The following is a 16,524-nucleotide window of genomic DNA, read 5'->3' as shown; positions in this document are numbered from 1 at the left end:
CCCACCCCGGAGGAATACGCCTTTGGCACAAAGCAGTACGTTATCGAAGGCGTAGCCGATCTGCCCCGCAATGAGACCGAACGCATCAACCTTGGTGTGGTTGACATACGAGAACGCGACACTGACGTTCGAGCCGTTCAAATCAGCCCAGTTTCCCTGGCCTTCAACACCACGGACGATCTGGCCCATCTGCCATCGATTGCCGATCTGGCCACCCACCATTGCGCCGGTCGCATCATGACAGCCCTCGGGCGTGCCGCGATGAAATCCCAGAAATTCGAGCTTGAGCCGAAGCCACCGTCCATGCGGATATAGTAGCCGCTCCAGTCGTAGATCGCGGCCGCGACAGGCTGCGAAGCTTTGGTATAGAGAGGCTGGACGGGCTGCGCAGGCAGATCCGCACCGAATTCCGGCGTCACGGCGCCAAGCGCCACAATGCTTACAGTCGCAAGCAACAAGTTTTTCATTTCTACGAGGGCCCCAGCCTCGTGCGTCTCAACAACGTCCGCGCGAATTGTTGCAACATTTTCGCCTAGAGCAATGTTCTTATCGAACGCTGCGTCAGGTGCTGCTTTTCAGGTCATCTCCAACTGCGCGCCAATGTTCCGTCACATGCGGGCAAAGCTAGCGTACGTGTGGATGACGTAGGCTGTTGAACTCAGCGAATAAACCACACGACAAGCCAGATGATGCCCAGCCACACCGCAATGGAGAAGAGCAAGGCGCTTTGCAACGCCCTCGCTCGTATCCTGTGACGCCATCGAAGGAGCTGCGATGAGCAGCCGGTGAACCGCCGACCGCGTACAACAGCTATCACGTCATCGTAATGTGCAAACCGGAAGTGACTGCGATGCTTGCGAATATACGCCAGCCGCTCAGTGGGTGAGAGGCACTGTGCCCAAACCTCCCATGCCTCATCATCAAAACACACGCTATTGTCAATGACTTCGGCGAGGCGCTCGTCAGGCTTCATATTGCATCCGCTGTACTGCCGGTCGCGCATCGAGTTCTAGGAGGGAAGCCGCACCTTCGAAACTATCAGTTTGGGTAGGCTGCTTCCGGGAAGCTAGCTCGGCCATCAACCACTGGTCATGGTCAACGCGAGCTTGATCGAGATTAACTCCGATTCGTGCGAGCGCGCTTCTATCGGTTCACGCAGTGCAGATCGCGACGGGCATTGAAGCGCCGTAGATGCCGTAGGAAATTGAAAATGCTCCTCACCGGAGATGCCGCAATTCGTGCTCGCGTCCAATTCGACTAAAGCGCTAGCTCGCGTGCGAATTTCCTACCATCTCTGGTTGGAGTTCTGTCCGGCAGTGGTCTCCGCACATGCTAAGACCGTACAGATGTATGTTGTCAGGCCGGGCCGGTTGCGAAGTCCTCACCGCTCAGCGCCTCGGGTGAAATCGGACGTCACTCACACCTTACATGCGGTTGTCGGACCCGACTCGACGCCAGCACGCGCGTTGTCGCTATTCAGGGTTGCGCGAACGAGGCCGAAGCGACGTTAGAAACTGGGGGCGTGCGGGAACTCGGAGCGGTAGCGGGGCAGAAGCATCGGAAGGAAAGAGAGCACCATAGCCGAGCATGCGCAAAGTTGTGTCACGCTACGTACACTGCTGCTTTAGGCCACCTCGAGCTGAGGGCGAGCTGCCCGTGCTCCTTCGTTGCTGATGTCGGATCCAGATTGATGCATCCAAGCAGCTCCCGCGCGCCCGTGGCTCGCTGACGCAACAGGACCATGAGCCTGCTTGCCACCATCAGCACCGCTGCTGTTGCCTCCTACGCGTTGCTCTCCAGCGTCCACAAGAGCGCGCAGGCGCTTTATGCGCTGCGAAGCGACGCTCCACTATCGCCGTACGACCCGGTCAACGCCGATGCTCTGCCCAGCGTCGATGTCATCGTGCCCTGCTTCAACGAAGACCCGCGCACGCTGGCGGCCCGCCTGAAGTCTATCGCAAGTCAGGATTACCCAGGGCGATTGCAGGTCTACGTGGTCGACGACGGCTCTGCAATGTCGGCGCTTTCTTGATCCACTTGATCAGGCTAACGCGATAGAGTGGCTCACCGTGCGACCGTTCTTTCGGTGCAAGGTGCCGGCCGAGCATCGAACCCATCTCAGGAAACGCCAATCATGGTGCTTGAGCTGGATCAACTTAGGCGCCGCTTCCACGAGCAAAGTCGGACCATCGAAAATAAACATGCCGGCGGCCGGGAAGGGGCTAGATTCATCAACTAGCGAGTGCTGTGGCTCCAGTCTACTGACTTGATGGCTGCTCAGCAGCTCAATCGGACCGCCTCGCCTAACATCAACCGGGCACAGCCAAAGGTCGCGGCAAGCGATCGACGGAGCGGGGCATGCATCAATGCATCTTACGATGAGCGTTCAACATGTCGATCTCGCTAAGGAGATCCTGGGTGCGATGGGGTTCGCTGGCCATGAACATTTTCATTGCAAAATCGAGCGAGCTGTATGCCCGCTCGCGGACTGCCTGCGGCAAATCCGGAGTTGCGCCGATCGCAGCGCGCGCGTCGCTCATAATCTTATCTTTGGTGGAAAGAAGCTTCGCGTCTAAAATCACATGAAGCGTCTCTCGAACCTCAGGTGCGATTGAGCTGTCGCCATCGATCAATTCTCGAAGTTTCCAAAACATGCGCTCGACTGCTACCATCGACCCCAGGACTGACATCAGTCTTGGTGACATCATAGGCGATCTCCTTCTCCATTCTGGCGGCTATCCCAGCCACATCAGACATGTCCCCGATTGACATCGGCATGCGAGGTGGTCCTGAACAGGCGAATGACTGGGATTACATTTCCGCTGCTACGCCCCGGCGGGCGTGAGACGGACCTTCAAGATTTGCTCAGGCGAACTCGCAAAAGCGTACGATCTGCGCGCAGGGCACTTGTTCCCTGTGCTCGAGGCCGTAACCTAGGGTGCGTGAGATGGCGTCAAAAGCCGACATCGGGGGCGCGCGTCGTCTTCGTGTTGCCATACGCTGCTAGAGGTACTGGAGGTGGACATCTACTGCCAAGCATCCGTGCTGTTCCGTTTGTGTACTGCGATCGCTCTGTTGACGACCCGAATCGGCTGAGTGATCCCGCTCCCTGCAAAGCTGGTCATCCGATAGATCGACCTCCAGAGTGGCGACCGCGTGTGTTGGTCGTACGCCACGTTGATCTCGATCACATCGGTTCTCCATCGACTGCCCGGTCGAGCCCAGCGGTGATAGCAAGTTATATGCGCATATCATTTCCATGTGCTGGAGTCCGATCTCGGATTGAATCGTCTGTCTTACTGTCCTCGTCACTGCACGGCTATGCTGTGCAAACCGTGCATTTCACCCACCAGCGACCCCCGCGTTTCTCCGCACGCAGCTTGCCGCGGCGGATCCGAGAGAGCACGGCTTCCGGGCTTATGTGATTCGTCGCTGCGAACCGCTGAACTGTGAGGTAGTCCTCATGGAGAGGTGGAGGGGTGCTAATGCCGTGCGCAGCCACCAGAATGCGCAGTGCAGCCAACTCCGCCAGCACGATCTCGAGCTTGCGCGCGATCTCCTCCGTACCGTCGGAGCGCTGCCGGGACCGTGTCACGACAGGCCCGCTCTGGCGATAAGCCACACCCTGGATTCGTCTGGAATGCGATCGACGAGCCGGCGCGCCAAAGCGGGATCGGCGTGAACCAACTCACGTGTCCAGGCAAACCAATGCTCGGGCATTTTCAACGCGTGCAAAGTGAGAGATAGGCGATTTATTGCCGTTAAGCCTTCTGTTTGCTGATGCAGCCGAAAGGGTCGCTTGGGTGTAAAAGCCGTTTGAACGATGGCAGCGGCTGATCGAGCCATTCGGCAGCGGTGCTCATCGGCGTCGCTATTGCCCTTTTATTGTCAGGTCAGGGGCGAACTTATTGGAATCGCTGTCGCGTCATAGCCCGCGCTCTGCCGCTATGAGCTCGGAGTGAATCGCAGTGGCGGTGTTGAGGCAGGCCTCCAGTGGTAGAGATCCGAAGGCGAGCTGGCAAAGGAGATAGTTGACGCCTGCCTCTTCGACGTGATGCAGAAGAGTTTGGCGCACCGAAGCGCTCGTTCCGACAACGCACAGTTCACTCTCAATTGCAGCGTCCAAGGTCAGGGGCAGGTTGGAAGGAGGCGGGATGTCATTGAGCTCGTACAGGAACTTAAAGCTTTTGAGCCATGTTTCGTAGGCAGGCGCGGCGAGGGAACGGGCCGCTGCTTCAGAGCTGGCAATCACGACCATGCGGAGCAACGCGAGAAATGGTGCTGAACTGTTGGCCTCATCCTCGGCGTTTTGATGAGCGCGATAGACATCGGTTATCTTACGAACGGCAGAAGAAGGGCCCATGCACGCGAGATTGGCCCCATTTGCCGCCGCCCAGCGGGCGGAGTCTGGCCGATTTGTCGCAATCCATGTTGGGGGACAAGGACGCTGGTGAGGTGAAAGCGTCAAAGGGACGTCGCTCAGCGCAAAATGCCGCCCTTCGTATGAGAGCGGGCCCCCATTCATCGCGCCAACGAAGATTTGGGAAGCTTCCTCGTAACGGCTCGAGGCCACATCGGCTCCAACGCCAAAATAGCTCAATTCGATAGGCAGAGAGCCGCGACCAAGGCCGACCTCAACCCTGCCGCCGCTCAGGTGATCCAACATGCAGATCTCCTCGAATGCACGCAGCGGGTGATAGAGGTTGAGCAGCATGACCAAAGGACCGACGCGAAGTCGCCGTGTGCGTTGTATGACGCTTGACAGAAACAAGTTCGGCGACGGACCCAGTCCGTGCGGAGTGCAATGATGCTCCGCCAGATGATAGGCATAGAAACCGAGCCGGTCGTAGGCCTCCGCCAGCGTAAGGCGGTCCGCGTATTGCCGTGCGATATCGCGGCCGTCCTCGTCAAGATGATCAAAGATGCCGCAGGTCAGATTTGAGGGAACCACGTTTTTCACTCGATTATCTCCTATATAGAGAGGACTGGAGTCCGCCGGGTTTTGGGAGTGCAAGAGGCGCTCGCTGGCAATGCGCTGTATTACTGCGAAGCCGTTCACAACGGGCCGTAATGCGGCGACTGGAGAACAAACTGGCTCGGGGCTGCCTCGCGAAGCTGCATCATGTGTGGGTCCGGATCGATTACGACAGATATCTGTGACATGAGTGGAAGGGACCATTAGCCACGACATCCCACTTTCCTAAGGATACTGTCGACGGCGGAAAGAAACGCATCCATCTGGCGCTTTGTACCGATGCTAACCCGAATGCACTCTTCCAGGCCGGCATCCGGAAAGAAGGCAACAAGGACTCTCTGGTCTTGCAACGCCGCCTGCCACCATCTGCCACCCTGGCCTACCGGCACACGGGCGAGGAGGAAGTTCGCGTGGGAAGGCGTTACGCAGAATCCAAATTCAGAGAGGGCGGCCGTTACGCGCTGGCGCTCAAGCCTGACGTGGCGATGGTTCTCCTCATAAGCGTCGCGATGCGCAAGGATGCTCATCCCCACGGCGTGAGCGACCACATTCATATTGAAGACATTCTGGATGTTGCGAAGTCTCCCGATCAGCTCGGGATGGCCGAAGCCGAATCCGACGCGGATGCCAGCGGCGGAATAACTCTTGGAAAATGTGCGCAGGACCACAAGATTCGAATGTTGCTCAACGAGGCGTAGGCCGTGCTCAGGTGCGAAATCGACGTAAGCTTCGTCCAGTACGATCAATCGGTCAGATCGTGAAACGAGGCGTTCGATCTCAGCGAGCGGAACAAACGATCCGGTCGGATTGTTCGGATTGGCCAGCAGAATGAACTTGGCATGTTTAGCCGAACCGAAAAGCAGCTCGTCCATCGGCAAGCAGTCCGGTTCAGACCAGGGAATTTCAATGAAGCGGGCCCCTTGCAACATGGCAAGCTTGCGATTGAATGAAAAACCCGGCGACATCATCGCAACGTCGTCGCCCGGGGCAAGAAAGGCTCTGTAAATGAGGCTGAGCAGTTCAGACGATCCATTGCCAGCCATCACGCGATCAGTTGCAATGCCATAGGCGGCTGCGGCCGCTTGCCTCAAGCTGACATTGTCGTCTTCTGGATAGCGGTATTGCAGCTCGAGAGCTGCAATTGCGCTTCGCATCACGACGCCTGGCAACGGAAAGGGGTTCTCATTCGTGTTTAGTTTCACGCAATTGTTGTCGGTGGTGGGACGCCCCGACGGTAGAGCATCCAGTTCGCGAGCCACCGGCGAGAGCGAGGAAAGCATAGTCCGCAACTTTGCATCCAAAGTGGTGTTCTCCGTTTTTGTCGACGAGAGTAGTTGAGGGCGTTCGGCGAGCCTACGTGGGTGCGTGCGCTTTGTTCGGACCCAAGAAGGGCGAGGCCTGCATGAATGTGAGTGTTGGGAGGCAGACCTGGCTCTAAGGGCCGTAGCGGATCAGACTCCGTCTCAAGGCCCGATAGCGATCAGCACGGATCAGGCGTCGCACGGCGTTTTTCCGAACCAATACCTGTTTCCAGGAAAGAGATGGAAGGCCACGTCCCTCGACCGAACACCGCAGCTAACGATTGGCTCGAACCCGCGCAATCGGCAGACGGACTGCGCGTGACTGACATCGTTTCAAGACGTACGTTCGTTCTAAAGAGGGCCTGACAGCTCACTCCCGAGAGCGAGGCGCGCATCAATTTCAATAGCTGGAAGAAGACAAGGATATTCGTCGGCCTTCCGAATGTGGAAGTGATGCTCACTGCAGTGGCACCAGACGAATGGGAACGTACTCTTCGGGCAGCCCTGCGGGCGCGCACGATAGCTGTGATAGCATTGCTGCGAGGGTGAGAAATGCTGCGACTGCGGCGATTGCGAGGCACGTGAGCAGCGCGCAATCGATATATCGAGGATGGTTCATCATTCGAACGCTCCGTACAGTGTTGGCACGGGCGGTCAGTTCTGCTCGACCGCTTCGACGGTGTTGTCGCGCCAGCGGTAAACGATGAAGCCAGGAGCGGCATTGTCTCCCTTGGAGTCGAATCTAACAGTGCCAATAGCCGTGTCGATTGACTCGGAGCGGAGGGCCGCAGCGACCCGCATAGCATCGAAGGTGCCGGCCCGTTTGACGGAGTCGGCCCATGCTTGAACCGCGGCATAAGCGTAGAGCGTGTAACCTGCGGCGGCTAGGCTCGAACCCTTGAGCTTGGCGACAGCAGCTGCGCCTGCAGCATTCTTCGTCGGGTCCGGCATAAAGGTAAAGAGCGTGCCGTTCGCGGCCTCGCCGGCAATGGCCCAAAAGTCGGTTGTCATCAGCGGATCGTTGGCGATCACGGTCAGACGTGCGCCCGCCTCCGCGGCTTGACGCACGATCAGGCCGATCTCGTTGTAATAGCCGCCGATATAGACGAGCTGGATTTCCTCTCGCTTCAGTCGCGAAACGAGAGCGGTGTAATCCTTCTCGCCTGCAACATAGCTTTGTCGAACGGGATGCTCGCCGGCTGCACGAAGGCGCGATTCAACGATATCGGCGATACCCCTGCCTGCTGTGCTCTTGTCGTCGAGGACTGCGAGCTTTGCGCCTTGATGGTGCCGGACGATGTAATCGGCCGCAACCCTGCCTTGTTGGTCATCGCGGCCGCAAATCCGAAACAGGGTGGTTAGGCCACGCTCTGTCAGACGCGGATTCGTCGAGCCGGGTGAAATCTGGATTACCTCGGCTTCGGCGTATATGTCTGAAGCCGGAATCGACGAAGATGAACAGAAGTGACCAACGACGAGCTTGATCCCGTCACTTGTCAGGCGATTGGCAACAGCGACGGCCTGCTTGGGATCGCATGCATCGTCCGCGATCTTCAATATGAGCCTTGTGTCAGGCAGCAGACCCGAAGCATTTATCGAATCTACAGCTGCGGCCGCTCCATCGCGTATCTGCGCGCCGAGCGCCGCAGTGCTTCCCGTCATTGGACCGGCTATGGCAATGTAAACATCTTCTGCCTTGCCGCTCGAGCTCAGGGCTAAAGAAAGGAGCGCAGCAGCTGCAAGCCTGCGAACGCGAAGGACCGACATGTAGGGCTCCCGATGTCTCGCGCTACCACTTGGTCTGCTTCGCCATCCTGGTATGACGGCGACCAACAGTCCGGCGCAATGATGTTTGAGTCGAACTCAGGTTGGGTAGAATGGCTCAGGTTGTTGCCAGGTTGGGCATTAGCATCGGGCGGGCACGGACGAATGGAGTTCCGAAACTCGTCAGGAGAACCGGTCGTCTAGGGCTGACAGCATCAATATCGAACGTCCCGCCGATACCCGGTACTCGCGCCAATCTTTCCACGCTCGACAGACGTGTGCCGAGGAGGCGCTTGGACGGCGCGGACGATCATCGAGCGACGTGTTCTCGTGAAGAACTCTCACCGAGAACGTCCGAAACTAATGTCGGTCATTGGAGTCTCTCTTAATTTGGCCGAAGCTCTGTCGGTCGGCCCCGCTGCTGCGTCGATGCTTTCAGAAGGTACAACGTGACGCTACGTACGAATCAAGTACTTCGAAGCGTGCTCGTCGAAGTTGATTTGCCAAGATCCACAGAGCGAAACACCAAAGAGTGGGGACAACGCAGAGTTGGAGGCGAACTGCTAGGGACCAAACGATCCTGGCTCAGACACGGATCACCATGAGCTCATTGGGTTTGGCAACATTCCAGTGGGACGGCGTGGCAACGGGTGCGCTCAACTCTTTCCCAGCTGGTCCTCCAGCGCGGCGAGGGCGAGATCGAGGTATCGCATGAGGCTCGCGTCCCAGCCGGCGAGATTGTGTGGTTCGGTCAATCGCGTTAGCACCTTAAGTATCATCGAGACAGTCGAATCAACTCCTGCGATCTCAGTCAGCAGGGAACGGGCGTGACGCGCGATTGCATTTGCCCGCTCGCAACACGGAGGCTCACCCTGGTCCATGCAGCTTCGTAGCTCGTCCCGAATCGTTCGCCACCGATCTTCACGGCTAGCGTTAGAGGCGCACGTGCAGATGGCAGAGGGGGTACGCTCCTCAATCCGCGACATGGCATCTAGCGTGGCCGGCAGCCCGTCGACACTGACTTCCGTCTCACCTTGCGTCGTCATAGTGCGCAATCGATCCCGTAATAATGTCGCCCGCGCGACTTGAAGCTCAATCCGCTCCAGATGGTTTCGCAACAGGTCCGTGAGAGATGTCCGCCCCTCGATCGCCTTGCGGATCTCAGGAAGCGAGAAGCCGAGCTCACGTAGAGCGCGAATCTGGGAGACGCGTTGTAGGCTTTCCCGATCGTACATGCGGTGACCGCCACAGGTACGTTCCGACACCGTCAATAACCCGGTATGTTCGTAATGATGCAGAGTGCGTACGGTTACACCGGTCGCCTCTGCAAGTTCTCCAATGCGCCATCGGCGCCGTCGTGGTATCGCGTTTGTCATGATCCTCAATTTGCAAGCCTACAACCTGACGTCACGTGAGAATCAAGTTATTTCAATGATCTAGATGATGCGTCTCTTGCTGCGGGCCCCAGAAGGACCGAGCGCATGCCGTTGCTCAAGCGGCCGAGTCAAGTGCAAGCATCAAGTGCGCGAGCGATGCCAATTCATCCCTCGCTGCGCGTTGCATCACAAGTCTGGCGATCGCCACGCGATTCTCGCTGGTTCGCATGCATGCCGGCAAAGACGCGATTGCTTGATCGAAAAGCCTTCCCAAGCTCGCGAGATCATCCGGATCGTAGACTCCGCTCGGCTTATCCAACAGAAAGCTCCCTTGATGATTGCACTCGCGCCGCACGTGACGAAGCCGTTTGGCTGTGGTGGGGCAAAAAGGAGACGGAGCGGCGACGTGTGCGAAAGAATGTGACGGGTGCGTCCACGTGATGCCGTTGTGCAACATGGCGTTTGCTTCCTCCGCCCGACAGTGCGCTAACCCAAAGTGTGCAATGTCTCCTGATCCTGCAGCAGCGGTGGCTATTCTGCGGCCTGATCATCAGGAAAGCGAAAGCATATGCGTGACAGCCCGCTGAGACACGGTCTCCCGAAACGGCGAACCGAGACACAGCACTGATCTGACCAGATGGCTCTCTTTCAGTCGCAATCCTTGCTGTGACGTCTATTACCTAGGCGCGCGGTGCGGTTGATTGGGTTGATTATCGTAGATCAGTCGCGCGATCACGTGCGCGGCGCGGCGGCCGGCTCGGCGCCTAACAGCTTTTTCGACCGTCGGCTAGCCCTCTTGTGTTGGCAATGTGGGCTCGAAGGCGTCGCTCGCGCGATTGCTCGCAGGTTTTGAGTGCCGGAAGATAATGGCTGCTCTTCAACGACGCAGGTCCGCCGCCGTAAACGTCGGGAGAATGAGGGGAGGCGGAGCTCAAGACCAGTCCTGAAGACATCATCTCAACGCAGGCGCATCTGAAGCGCCTGGCAAAACGCTGCTCCCAATTTAAGGACCGGGTCTCGAACAATCGTGCCATATCCGTTGCATGTGGCGGCACTCAAAACGCGACTACGGCCGCCCCAGGTGCCGCGCGCTCACGCCCGGGGAAAGCCTTGGTATAACGAATACAGCAATAACTTGCGTGATTAGGCTTGCGCCGGCTCGGTGTCGCGGAGCGCAGTACATCGGACGGCCCTCGGCAGATGTAATCCACCCGAAGAAGGATCCCTAGCGACACTGCCTTTGCAGAATCACTTGGCAAGCCTTCGGTAGCCTCGCTATACGGGTCCGCAATAGCAAAGCAGAGATGCTGTAGCTTGGTGGAGGAGTTCAATGCGCGTCTTAAGATCGTGCTCAAGTCATAGCGACTCCCCAGATCGGGGGGGCAGTGTCTGGCGGATTCGCCGTAAGGATCCCATCGAACATAAGGCTCGACGGCTAGCTGTCGCGGTATTGCTTGCTCCTCCGGCCGCTCACTCACTCAATTCCAGCCTCTAACAGTATCGGTTTGGCAAGCGCGCTGGACATAGATGCTTCGGGTAAGATAGGCAAATCATCTTGCCGCAGCAAAGGAGCCCTTCGGGGTTAGCGGTGCGAGGCAGCAGCTCGAGATGGACGGCGGTTGGCGCGGTGTGAGTCACGCCGCGATCTTTCGAGAAACACGATTGTTGCGACATCGGAAAGAAGGACCCCGCGCCGATGATCCGATTTGGCTCGGGTGAACATGTCGGCCGAAATGATCGAAAGCTGGAGGAGGAGCAGGCTTGGCGAATGGGAGCGGCGAGCGCTTACGCGGGCGCACCTTGGCACAGTTGCGGTCCTCTCATCATGAACACTCGTCACCGCAACACGCGCGCAGCCGGAAAAGTGCCGCCAGCTGATGTCACTTGATCCGGGTTGATCCTGCGGTCTGCAAGCTTGTAGTTGCACTCGATCGCGCGGCATCGCGCGCATCGAGAGGAAGATAAGCGCCGTCGAGAGAGGAAGTGTTCCGAATTTCCATTGTGACATTGTGCAAAGACACGCAGTCTTCCCCGCCCATCCGGGTTTGCGCGAGCTGGCGGTTGGCTTTGGGGTGCGCGATCGTGGGCGGCGTTTGCGTTCAGCTTTCATGTTGATTCGACCCGAACGAGCAGGAAGCGCCTCTGCCGGTCATCAGCCATTTGCATCTAGTGGCGCGCTTCGGGACTAACTCCATCGCTGTTGAAGGCAATGAGATCCACCAGTTCAGGCAAACAGCGATGCGGGTTCGCTACCAGGTGAAGCCTGCAACTTCGATCGCAGGTGCTGGCCTTGAACCTGACGCGGCGTGCGGTTCAAGCGAGTTTGGTGCTGAGGCCGAACATTGTTCGCCGGACAGGCCATATAATTTTTGCGTACTCTGAAGCTGGCGCATGCACCTGTGATACGGTCCCGTCCGAATCAGCGGAAAGTCCTTGGCCGCCAAGCGAGCTGTGTGATGCGCAGGATCGTCACGGCACCGCGAGTCAATCGGCTGCGACCCGACCAAACTACGCTGAAGCGCGCTTTTTTTCACTGTGCCAAACGTCAATCAGAGGACCGGGGGCTTCGGGCCTGGCGTAAGTCCGGTTAGCGGGAGCAGGCCGCAACCGGCCCGAACAGTCCTAGGACGGGCCGTGACATTGGCTGATCTCGGACGGAGAGACCATCGTGGATGCCTGCTGCAAGAATATGTTGCGCAACCACATGCTTGCAGGATCAGTATTATGAATGGCGGGCCATTGGACGGCCTCTGTGAATGTGAGAAGTCGCAGGGGAGGTTCGACAACCCGCAGCGGCATCGTCTGTGCGAAATGGCTGACCAATCTTGAGGGCATGCTCGCTATACGGTTGGTGCCCAATAACATAGGCGGAATCATGCCGAAACCCTGCACCGCGACCTCGGTGCGGATCTTGAAACCATGCTCGAGCAAGAGCCATTCGTGGAAGGAGGGCCTCAGGGAGCGCCCGAACTGGGCTTCCACGTGCCCGATCGAGATGTATTTCTCGAACGTGAGACGCGAAGCGAGCTGCTTGTTCATGGGGCAGCCCACGCAGACGAAAGTGTCCTCGAACAGGGCCGCCTTCGGATGCGCGCTCGACATGAACATCTGCGGATACATGAGAAAATCGACTTCACCGCGCCGGAGAAGCTCATCAGGTTCCTCTGCGGGCGGCAGCAACTCGAAACTGATTGTTGGTGCTTCCCGCGCGACGCGGTCCACGACCCCTCGAAGAAACACGACAGTCATGAAGTCGGACAGGATGATCCTAAATCGCCGATTCGATTGAGACGGATCGAAGCCGTCTGGAGAAATAATGGAGTGCTGAATGTGAGCGAGAGCCTCGCGAATCGGGGCTGCGAGCGCTTCAGCCCGCGGCGTTGGGACAAGCTTCCGTCCTTTCATGGTGAATAGCTCATCGCGAAAGTAAGTGCGAAGCCGCGCGACGGCGGCACTCATGGCAGGTTGACTGAGGTTGATGCTTCTTGCCGCCGTAGTGAGATTGCCTTGCGTCACCAGGGCGTCGAACGCGACGAGGAGATTCAGATCAAGGCCCTTGAAACGCATAATCCGGAGCGATCCACGCTGTGAATGTGTTCTATCGATATAATCGATTTTACCATTTGTACCGAATGAGGATAGCAAACGATAGTTTAGCGAGATGTCAGATCCATCAGAATGGTTACAAACCGTTGCGCGCCTCAGCCCAGCGCTAGGTATCAATCAAGACGTCTCGATCGAGCGGTCGCAGTTTCGCGCGTGTTGCGCAAGCCATATCGCCGTGAGCTAGAACGATCGGAATCCGCAAAATTGCGTGGGCGTATACGACGAGCAAACCATCGTATGGCTTCGCCAACCCATTCTATATCCACCGTGTACCGCCGTAGAATTGAGCGAACCCTCAACCAGGCCGTAGATTGCCGTCCGGTCGCACCCCTCCGGTTGCGGGTGCCAAATGTGCCTTGGTCGCATCCGATTGGATTGCGTCCTTGCGACGGTGAAATCGTGCGGAACATGCAAGCGAAGGCGTCCTTGGCGAATCTGATGAAAGTTGCGCGCACGCGCGATGTTGTCGCGATTGTGAATGCAGATCAGTCAGTGCGTGAAGATCTCACGGATATGATGTTTTCCGCAGGTTACGTGCCTGAACGCTTCGAGAGCGCAGAGGGGTTCTCGAAATCAGACCGCCGTTCGATCACGTCGTGCTTAATCGCGGATATGCACTCGAGCGCGATGAGTGGCTTCGAGCTCTTCGAGCATCTGGTTGCATCCGGAGGCGCGATTCCCACCGTTCTGCTCACAGACCACTCCGAAGACGATGAGAGGCGAGGCCTGCAAGCTGGACTCCGGCTCCTGAGCAAGCCTTTCGAAGGTAGCGAACTGCTGGCCTGCGTCAGGAGCCAGATAACGAACAGGAATGTCGCCCTATGAACATGATCGCGCCCGAATCCACACGAGGTGCTTCGGCGCGCCCTCCAGTACGTTGGAGGTTGTGCTGGGAGAATGACCTTCAACTTGCTGACCATATTGAATTATCCGACTTCTTCCGGAAGACCTATGGTCCGACCGGGGAATTCAATGCAAAGCCGTTTGAAGGTCATCGAAGCTGGGCCGGTGCAAGGCCGGAGATTCGGGCAATCGGCTACGATGATCGTGGTATTGCGATTCACATCGCCGCACTGCGCCGCTTCATAAAAGTTGGCGAGACCGATCTGCTCGTGGCTGAACTCGGATTGTACGGGGTGCGCCCGGATCTGGAGGGGCTCGGAATCACCCACTCCATCCGTGTGATGTATCCTGTATTGCGAGATCTTGGCGTGCCGTTCGGCTTTGGCACGGTCCGAGCTGCCCTGCAGAAACATATTACCAGGCTGCTCGGGCGACAGGGATTGGCGACTATTCTGCCAGGGCTCCGCGTCCGGTCCGCTCGTCCGGACATCTACCTCACTGTGCCTCCGACGCGCGTAGAGGACGTGGTCGGCCTCGTTCTGCCGATTGCGAGACCTATGAGCGAATGGCCGGCCGGTGAGATGATCGAACGGAACGGGCCAGAACTGTGAGGTCCACAAACGACTTCACTGAAGCGCGGAGCGACTACGCCGAGGCCGGCGGAGAGCCCTGCGTCTATCTGAGCTTTGATGATGGTCCCAACCCGCTTTGCACGCCGGCTATCCTGGATGTGCTGACGCAGCATCGGACGCCCGCGACCTTCTGCGTGATCGGTGCATACGCGGCGGGCCAGCCGCAGCTGATCCAGCGCATGATCGCAGAAGGGCACGAGGTCGCAAACCACACAATGACGCACCCGGAATTGGCCAAATGCATGCGGGATGAGGTGGAATACGAGATCCTCACGACGAATAAGGTCATCGGAATGGCCTGCCCCGGAGCCTCTGTGCGGCACATACGTGCGCCGTACGGGATCTGGAGCAAGGAGGTCTTCGCCGCGTCGGCGAAGGCCGAGCTGGCAGCCCTGCACTGGTCAGTCGATCCGCAAGATTGGGCTCGTCCGGGCGTCGAGGCGATTGTTGCCGCAGTGTTGGCCTCGGTCAGGCCAGGCGCAATCGTGCTCCTGCACGACGGCTGCCCTCCCGACGAGTTGGGACGCTGCCCTCATTCTGGTCAGCGCGACCAGACCGTGACGGCGCTCGCCCAACTCATTCCAGCACTGCATGACCGTGGATTTGCAATCCGGTCGCTTCCTCAACCTCACTGAATAGATCGATTCCCATGAGCCTGCTTGCCACCATCAGCACCGCTGCTGTTGCCTCCTACGCGTTGCTCTCCAGCGTCCACAAGAGCGCGCAGGCGCTTTATGCGCTGCAAAGCGACGCTCCACTGCCGCCGTACGACCCGGTCGACGCCGATGCTCTGCACAGCGTCGATGTCATCGTGCCCTGCTTCAACGAGGACCCGCGCACGCTGGCGGCCTGCCTGAAGTCTATCGCAAGTCAGGATTACCCAGGGCGATTGCAGGTCTACGTGGTCGACGACGGCTCTGCAAATGTCGGCGCAGTGGCCGCGGTCCACGCGAGCTACGCGTATGACCCGAGATTCACCTTCATTCTGCTGCCAAGCAATGTTGGAAAACGCAAGGCGCAGATCGCAGCGATTCGCCGCTCATTCGGCGATCTCGTGCTCAACGTCGACTCCGACACGGAAATCGACAGCGACGTGGTCAGCAAGCTCGTGCGCAAGATGCAGGATCCAGCCGTCGGCGCGGCCATGGGCCAATTGAAGGCCAGCAACCGAAACGACAGCTGGCTGACCCGATTGATCGACATGGAGTACTGGTTGGCTTGCAACGAGGAGCGCGCGGCGCAGACGCGGTTTGGTGCCGTCATGTGCTGCTGTGGGCCGTGCGCCATGTACCGGCGATCCGCACTGCTGTTGCTGCTCGAGCAATACGAGACGCAGTTCTTCCGGGGAAAACCCAGCGACTTCGGTGAGGACCGTCATCTGACCATCCTCATGCTCAAGGCAGGGTTCCGAACGGAGTACGTTCCGGACGCCATCGCCGCCACGGTGGTCCCGGACACGCTCTTGCCGTATCTGCGCCAACAGCTCCGCTGGGCGCGCAGCACCTACCGCGACACCCTGCTCGGTTTGCACCTGCTGCCCGGCCTCGACCGGTACCTCACGCTGGACGTGGCTGGACAGAACCTCGGCCCGCTGCTGCTCGCCATCTCATCGATTGCCGCGCTCGCTCAGCTCGCGCTTACGGGCACCGTGCCCTGGTGGACCGGTCTGACCATCGTCGCGATGACCATGATTCGATGCAGCGTGGCAGCCCTGCGCGCCGGCGAGCTTCGATTTCTCGGCTTCTCGCTGCACACCCCGATCAACATCTTCCTCCTGCTCCCGATGAAAGCCTATGCGCTCTGCACCTTGAGCAACAGCGATTGGCTCTCGCGCAAAATAGCGAAATCACCAGACGTTGATGAATCGAAGGCCTCGACCGAAGACGCGACAACTGGACCAAGCCTTAACCCCGGATTGGAAATGCCTGGCGCAATTCGCAGGGCGGGTCTTTCGCGCGCTCCATCGCAGCTGATCGCGCCGGATGGCATTGCGGCCGAGACTGAGTGAGCAGCTTGTAGGAGATTAG

Annotated in this window: 11 protein-coding genes and 2 pseudogenes; 5 read left to right on the top strand and 8 right to left on the bottom strand. The window is 58.4% G+C overall.

Translation table 11 applies throughout. The annotated features are described in order from the left end of the window. Together FXB41_RS40860 and FXB41_RS17755 are read right to left on the bottom strand one after the other, a co-directional pair. Positions 1–467, bottom strand: a pseudogene (locus FXB41_RS40860) (outer membrane protein); the annotation flags it as partial. A gap of 191 nt (positions 468–658) precedes the next feature. Further along, on the bottom strand, positions 659–973 hold the full coding sequence (locus FXB41_RS17755) for a hypothetical protein (protein ID WP_219682649.1): 315 nt from the start codon (positions 971–973) through the stop codon (positions 659–661). A 768-nt stretch (positions 974–1,741) separates the two neighbouring features. Between FXB41_RS17755 and FXB41_RS17750 the strand changes: the two are divergent. Further along, positions 1,742–2,014 (top strand): annotated as a pseudogene (locus tag FXB41_RS17750) (glycosyltransferase family 2 protein); the annotation flags it as partial. 349 nt (positions 2,015–2,363) lie between these two features. Here FXB41_RS17750 and FXB41_RS17745 read toward each other — a convergent pair. The 6 genes from FXB41_RS17745 to FXB41_RS17720 all read right to left on the bottom strand — a co-directional run bounded on the left by FXB41_RS17745 (position 2,364) and on the right by FXB41_RS17720 (position 12,983). Further along, entirely contained in the window at positions 2,364–2,708 is a 345-nt protein-coding gene (locus FXB41_RS17745; RefSeq protein WP_219682648.1) for a hypothetical protein, read from the bottom strand. A gap of 1,217 nt (positions 2,709–3,925) precedes the next feature. Beyond that, positions 3,926–4,960 carry an LLM class flavin-dependent oxidoreductase gene (locus tag FXB41_RS17740; protein ID WP_219682647.1) on the bottom strand — a complete coding sequence of 345 codons (1,035 nt, stop codon included), beginning with the start codon at positions 4,958–4,960 and terminating at the stop codon, positions 3,926–3,928. Between the two features lie 218 nt (positions 4,961–5,178). After that, entirely contained in the window at positions 5,179–6,255 is a 1,077-nt protein-coding gene (hisC, locus tag FXB41_RS17735; RefSeq protein WP_219682652.1) for a histidinol-phosphate transaminase, read from the bottom strand. A gap of 675 nt (positions 6,256–6,930) precedes the next feature. Next, positions 6,931–8,043 (bottom strand): branched-chain amino acid ABC transporter substrate-binding protein, encoded by a 1,113-nt coding sequence (locus FXB41_RS17730; protein ID WP_219682646.1) that lies wholly within the window; start codon positions 8,041–8,043, stop codon positions 6,931–6,933. A 653-nt stretch (positions 8,044–8,696) separates the two neighbouring features. Next, positions 8,697–9,416: a MerR family transcriptional regulator gene (locus FXB41_RS17725; RefSeq protein ID WP_219682645.1), complete on the bottom strand. Its 720-nt coding sequence runs from the start codon at positions 9,414–9,416 to the stop codon at positions 8,697–8,699. A 2,622-nt stretch (positions 9,417–12,038) separates the two neighbouring features. After that, positions 12,039–12,983 (bottom strand): LysR family transcriptional regulator, encoded by a 945-nt coding sequence (locus FXB41_RS17720; RefSeq protein WP_007605762.1) that lies wholly within the window; start codon positions 12,981–12,983, stop codon positions 12,039–12,041. Positions 12,984–13,448: 465 nt separating this feature from the next. On the opposite strand from FXB41_RS17720, the gene FXB41_RS17715 reads away from it, so the two are divergent. The 4 genes from FXB41_RS17715 to nodC are packed head-to-tail and all read left to right on the top strand — an operon-like array spanning position 13,449 to position 16,505. After that, positions 13,449–13,847: a response regulator gene (locus FXB41_RS17715; protein WP_246648957.1), complete on the top strand. Its 399-nt coding sequence runs from the start codon at positions 13,449–13,451 to the stop codon at positions 13,845–13,847. Further along, the gene (locus FXB41_RS17710; RefSeq protein WP_219682643.1) at positions 13,844–14,476 is read left to right on the top strand and encodes a NodA family N-acyltransferase; all 633 of its coding nucleotides are present in this window, start codon (positions 13,844–13,846) and stop codon (positions 14,474–14,476) included. The genes FXB41_RS17715 and FXB41_RS17710 overlap by 4 nt, the downstream gene beginning before the upstream one ends. Further along, a complete protein-coding gene (gene nodB, locus FXB41_RS17705; protein WP_219682642.1) occupies positions 14,473–15,132 on the top strand; it encodes a chitooligosaccharide deacetylase NodB in 660 nt (219 codons plus the stop codon). The genes FXB41_RS17710 and nodB overlap by 4 nt, the downstream gene beginning before the upstream one ends. A 14-nt stretch (positions 15,133–15,146) precedes the next feature. Beyond that, the gene (nodC, locus tag FXB41_RS17700; protein ID WP_219682641.1) at positions 15,147–16,505 is read left to right on the top strand and encodes a chitooligosaccharide synthase NodC; all 1,359 of its coding nucleotides are present in this window, start codon (positions 15,147–15,149) and stop codon (positions 16,503–16,505) included. Positions 16,506–16,524 lie beyond the last annotated feature (19 nt).

The sequence above is a fragment of the Bradyrhizobium canariense genome, from assembly GCF_019402665.1.
GTDB classification, from domain to species: domain Bacteria; phylum Pseudomonadota; class Alphaproteobacteria; order Rhizobiales; family Xanthobacteraceae; genus Bradyrhizobium; species Bradyrhizobium canariense.
Note: the sequence above shows the minus strand (reverse complement) of the source record. Positions and strands in the feature narration are given on the sequence as shown.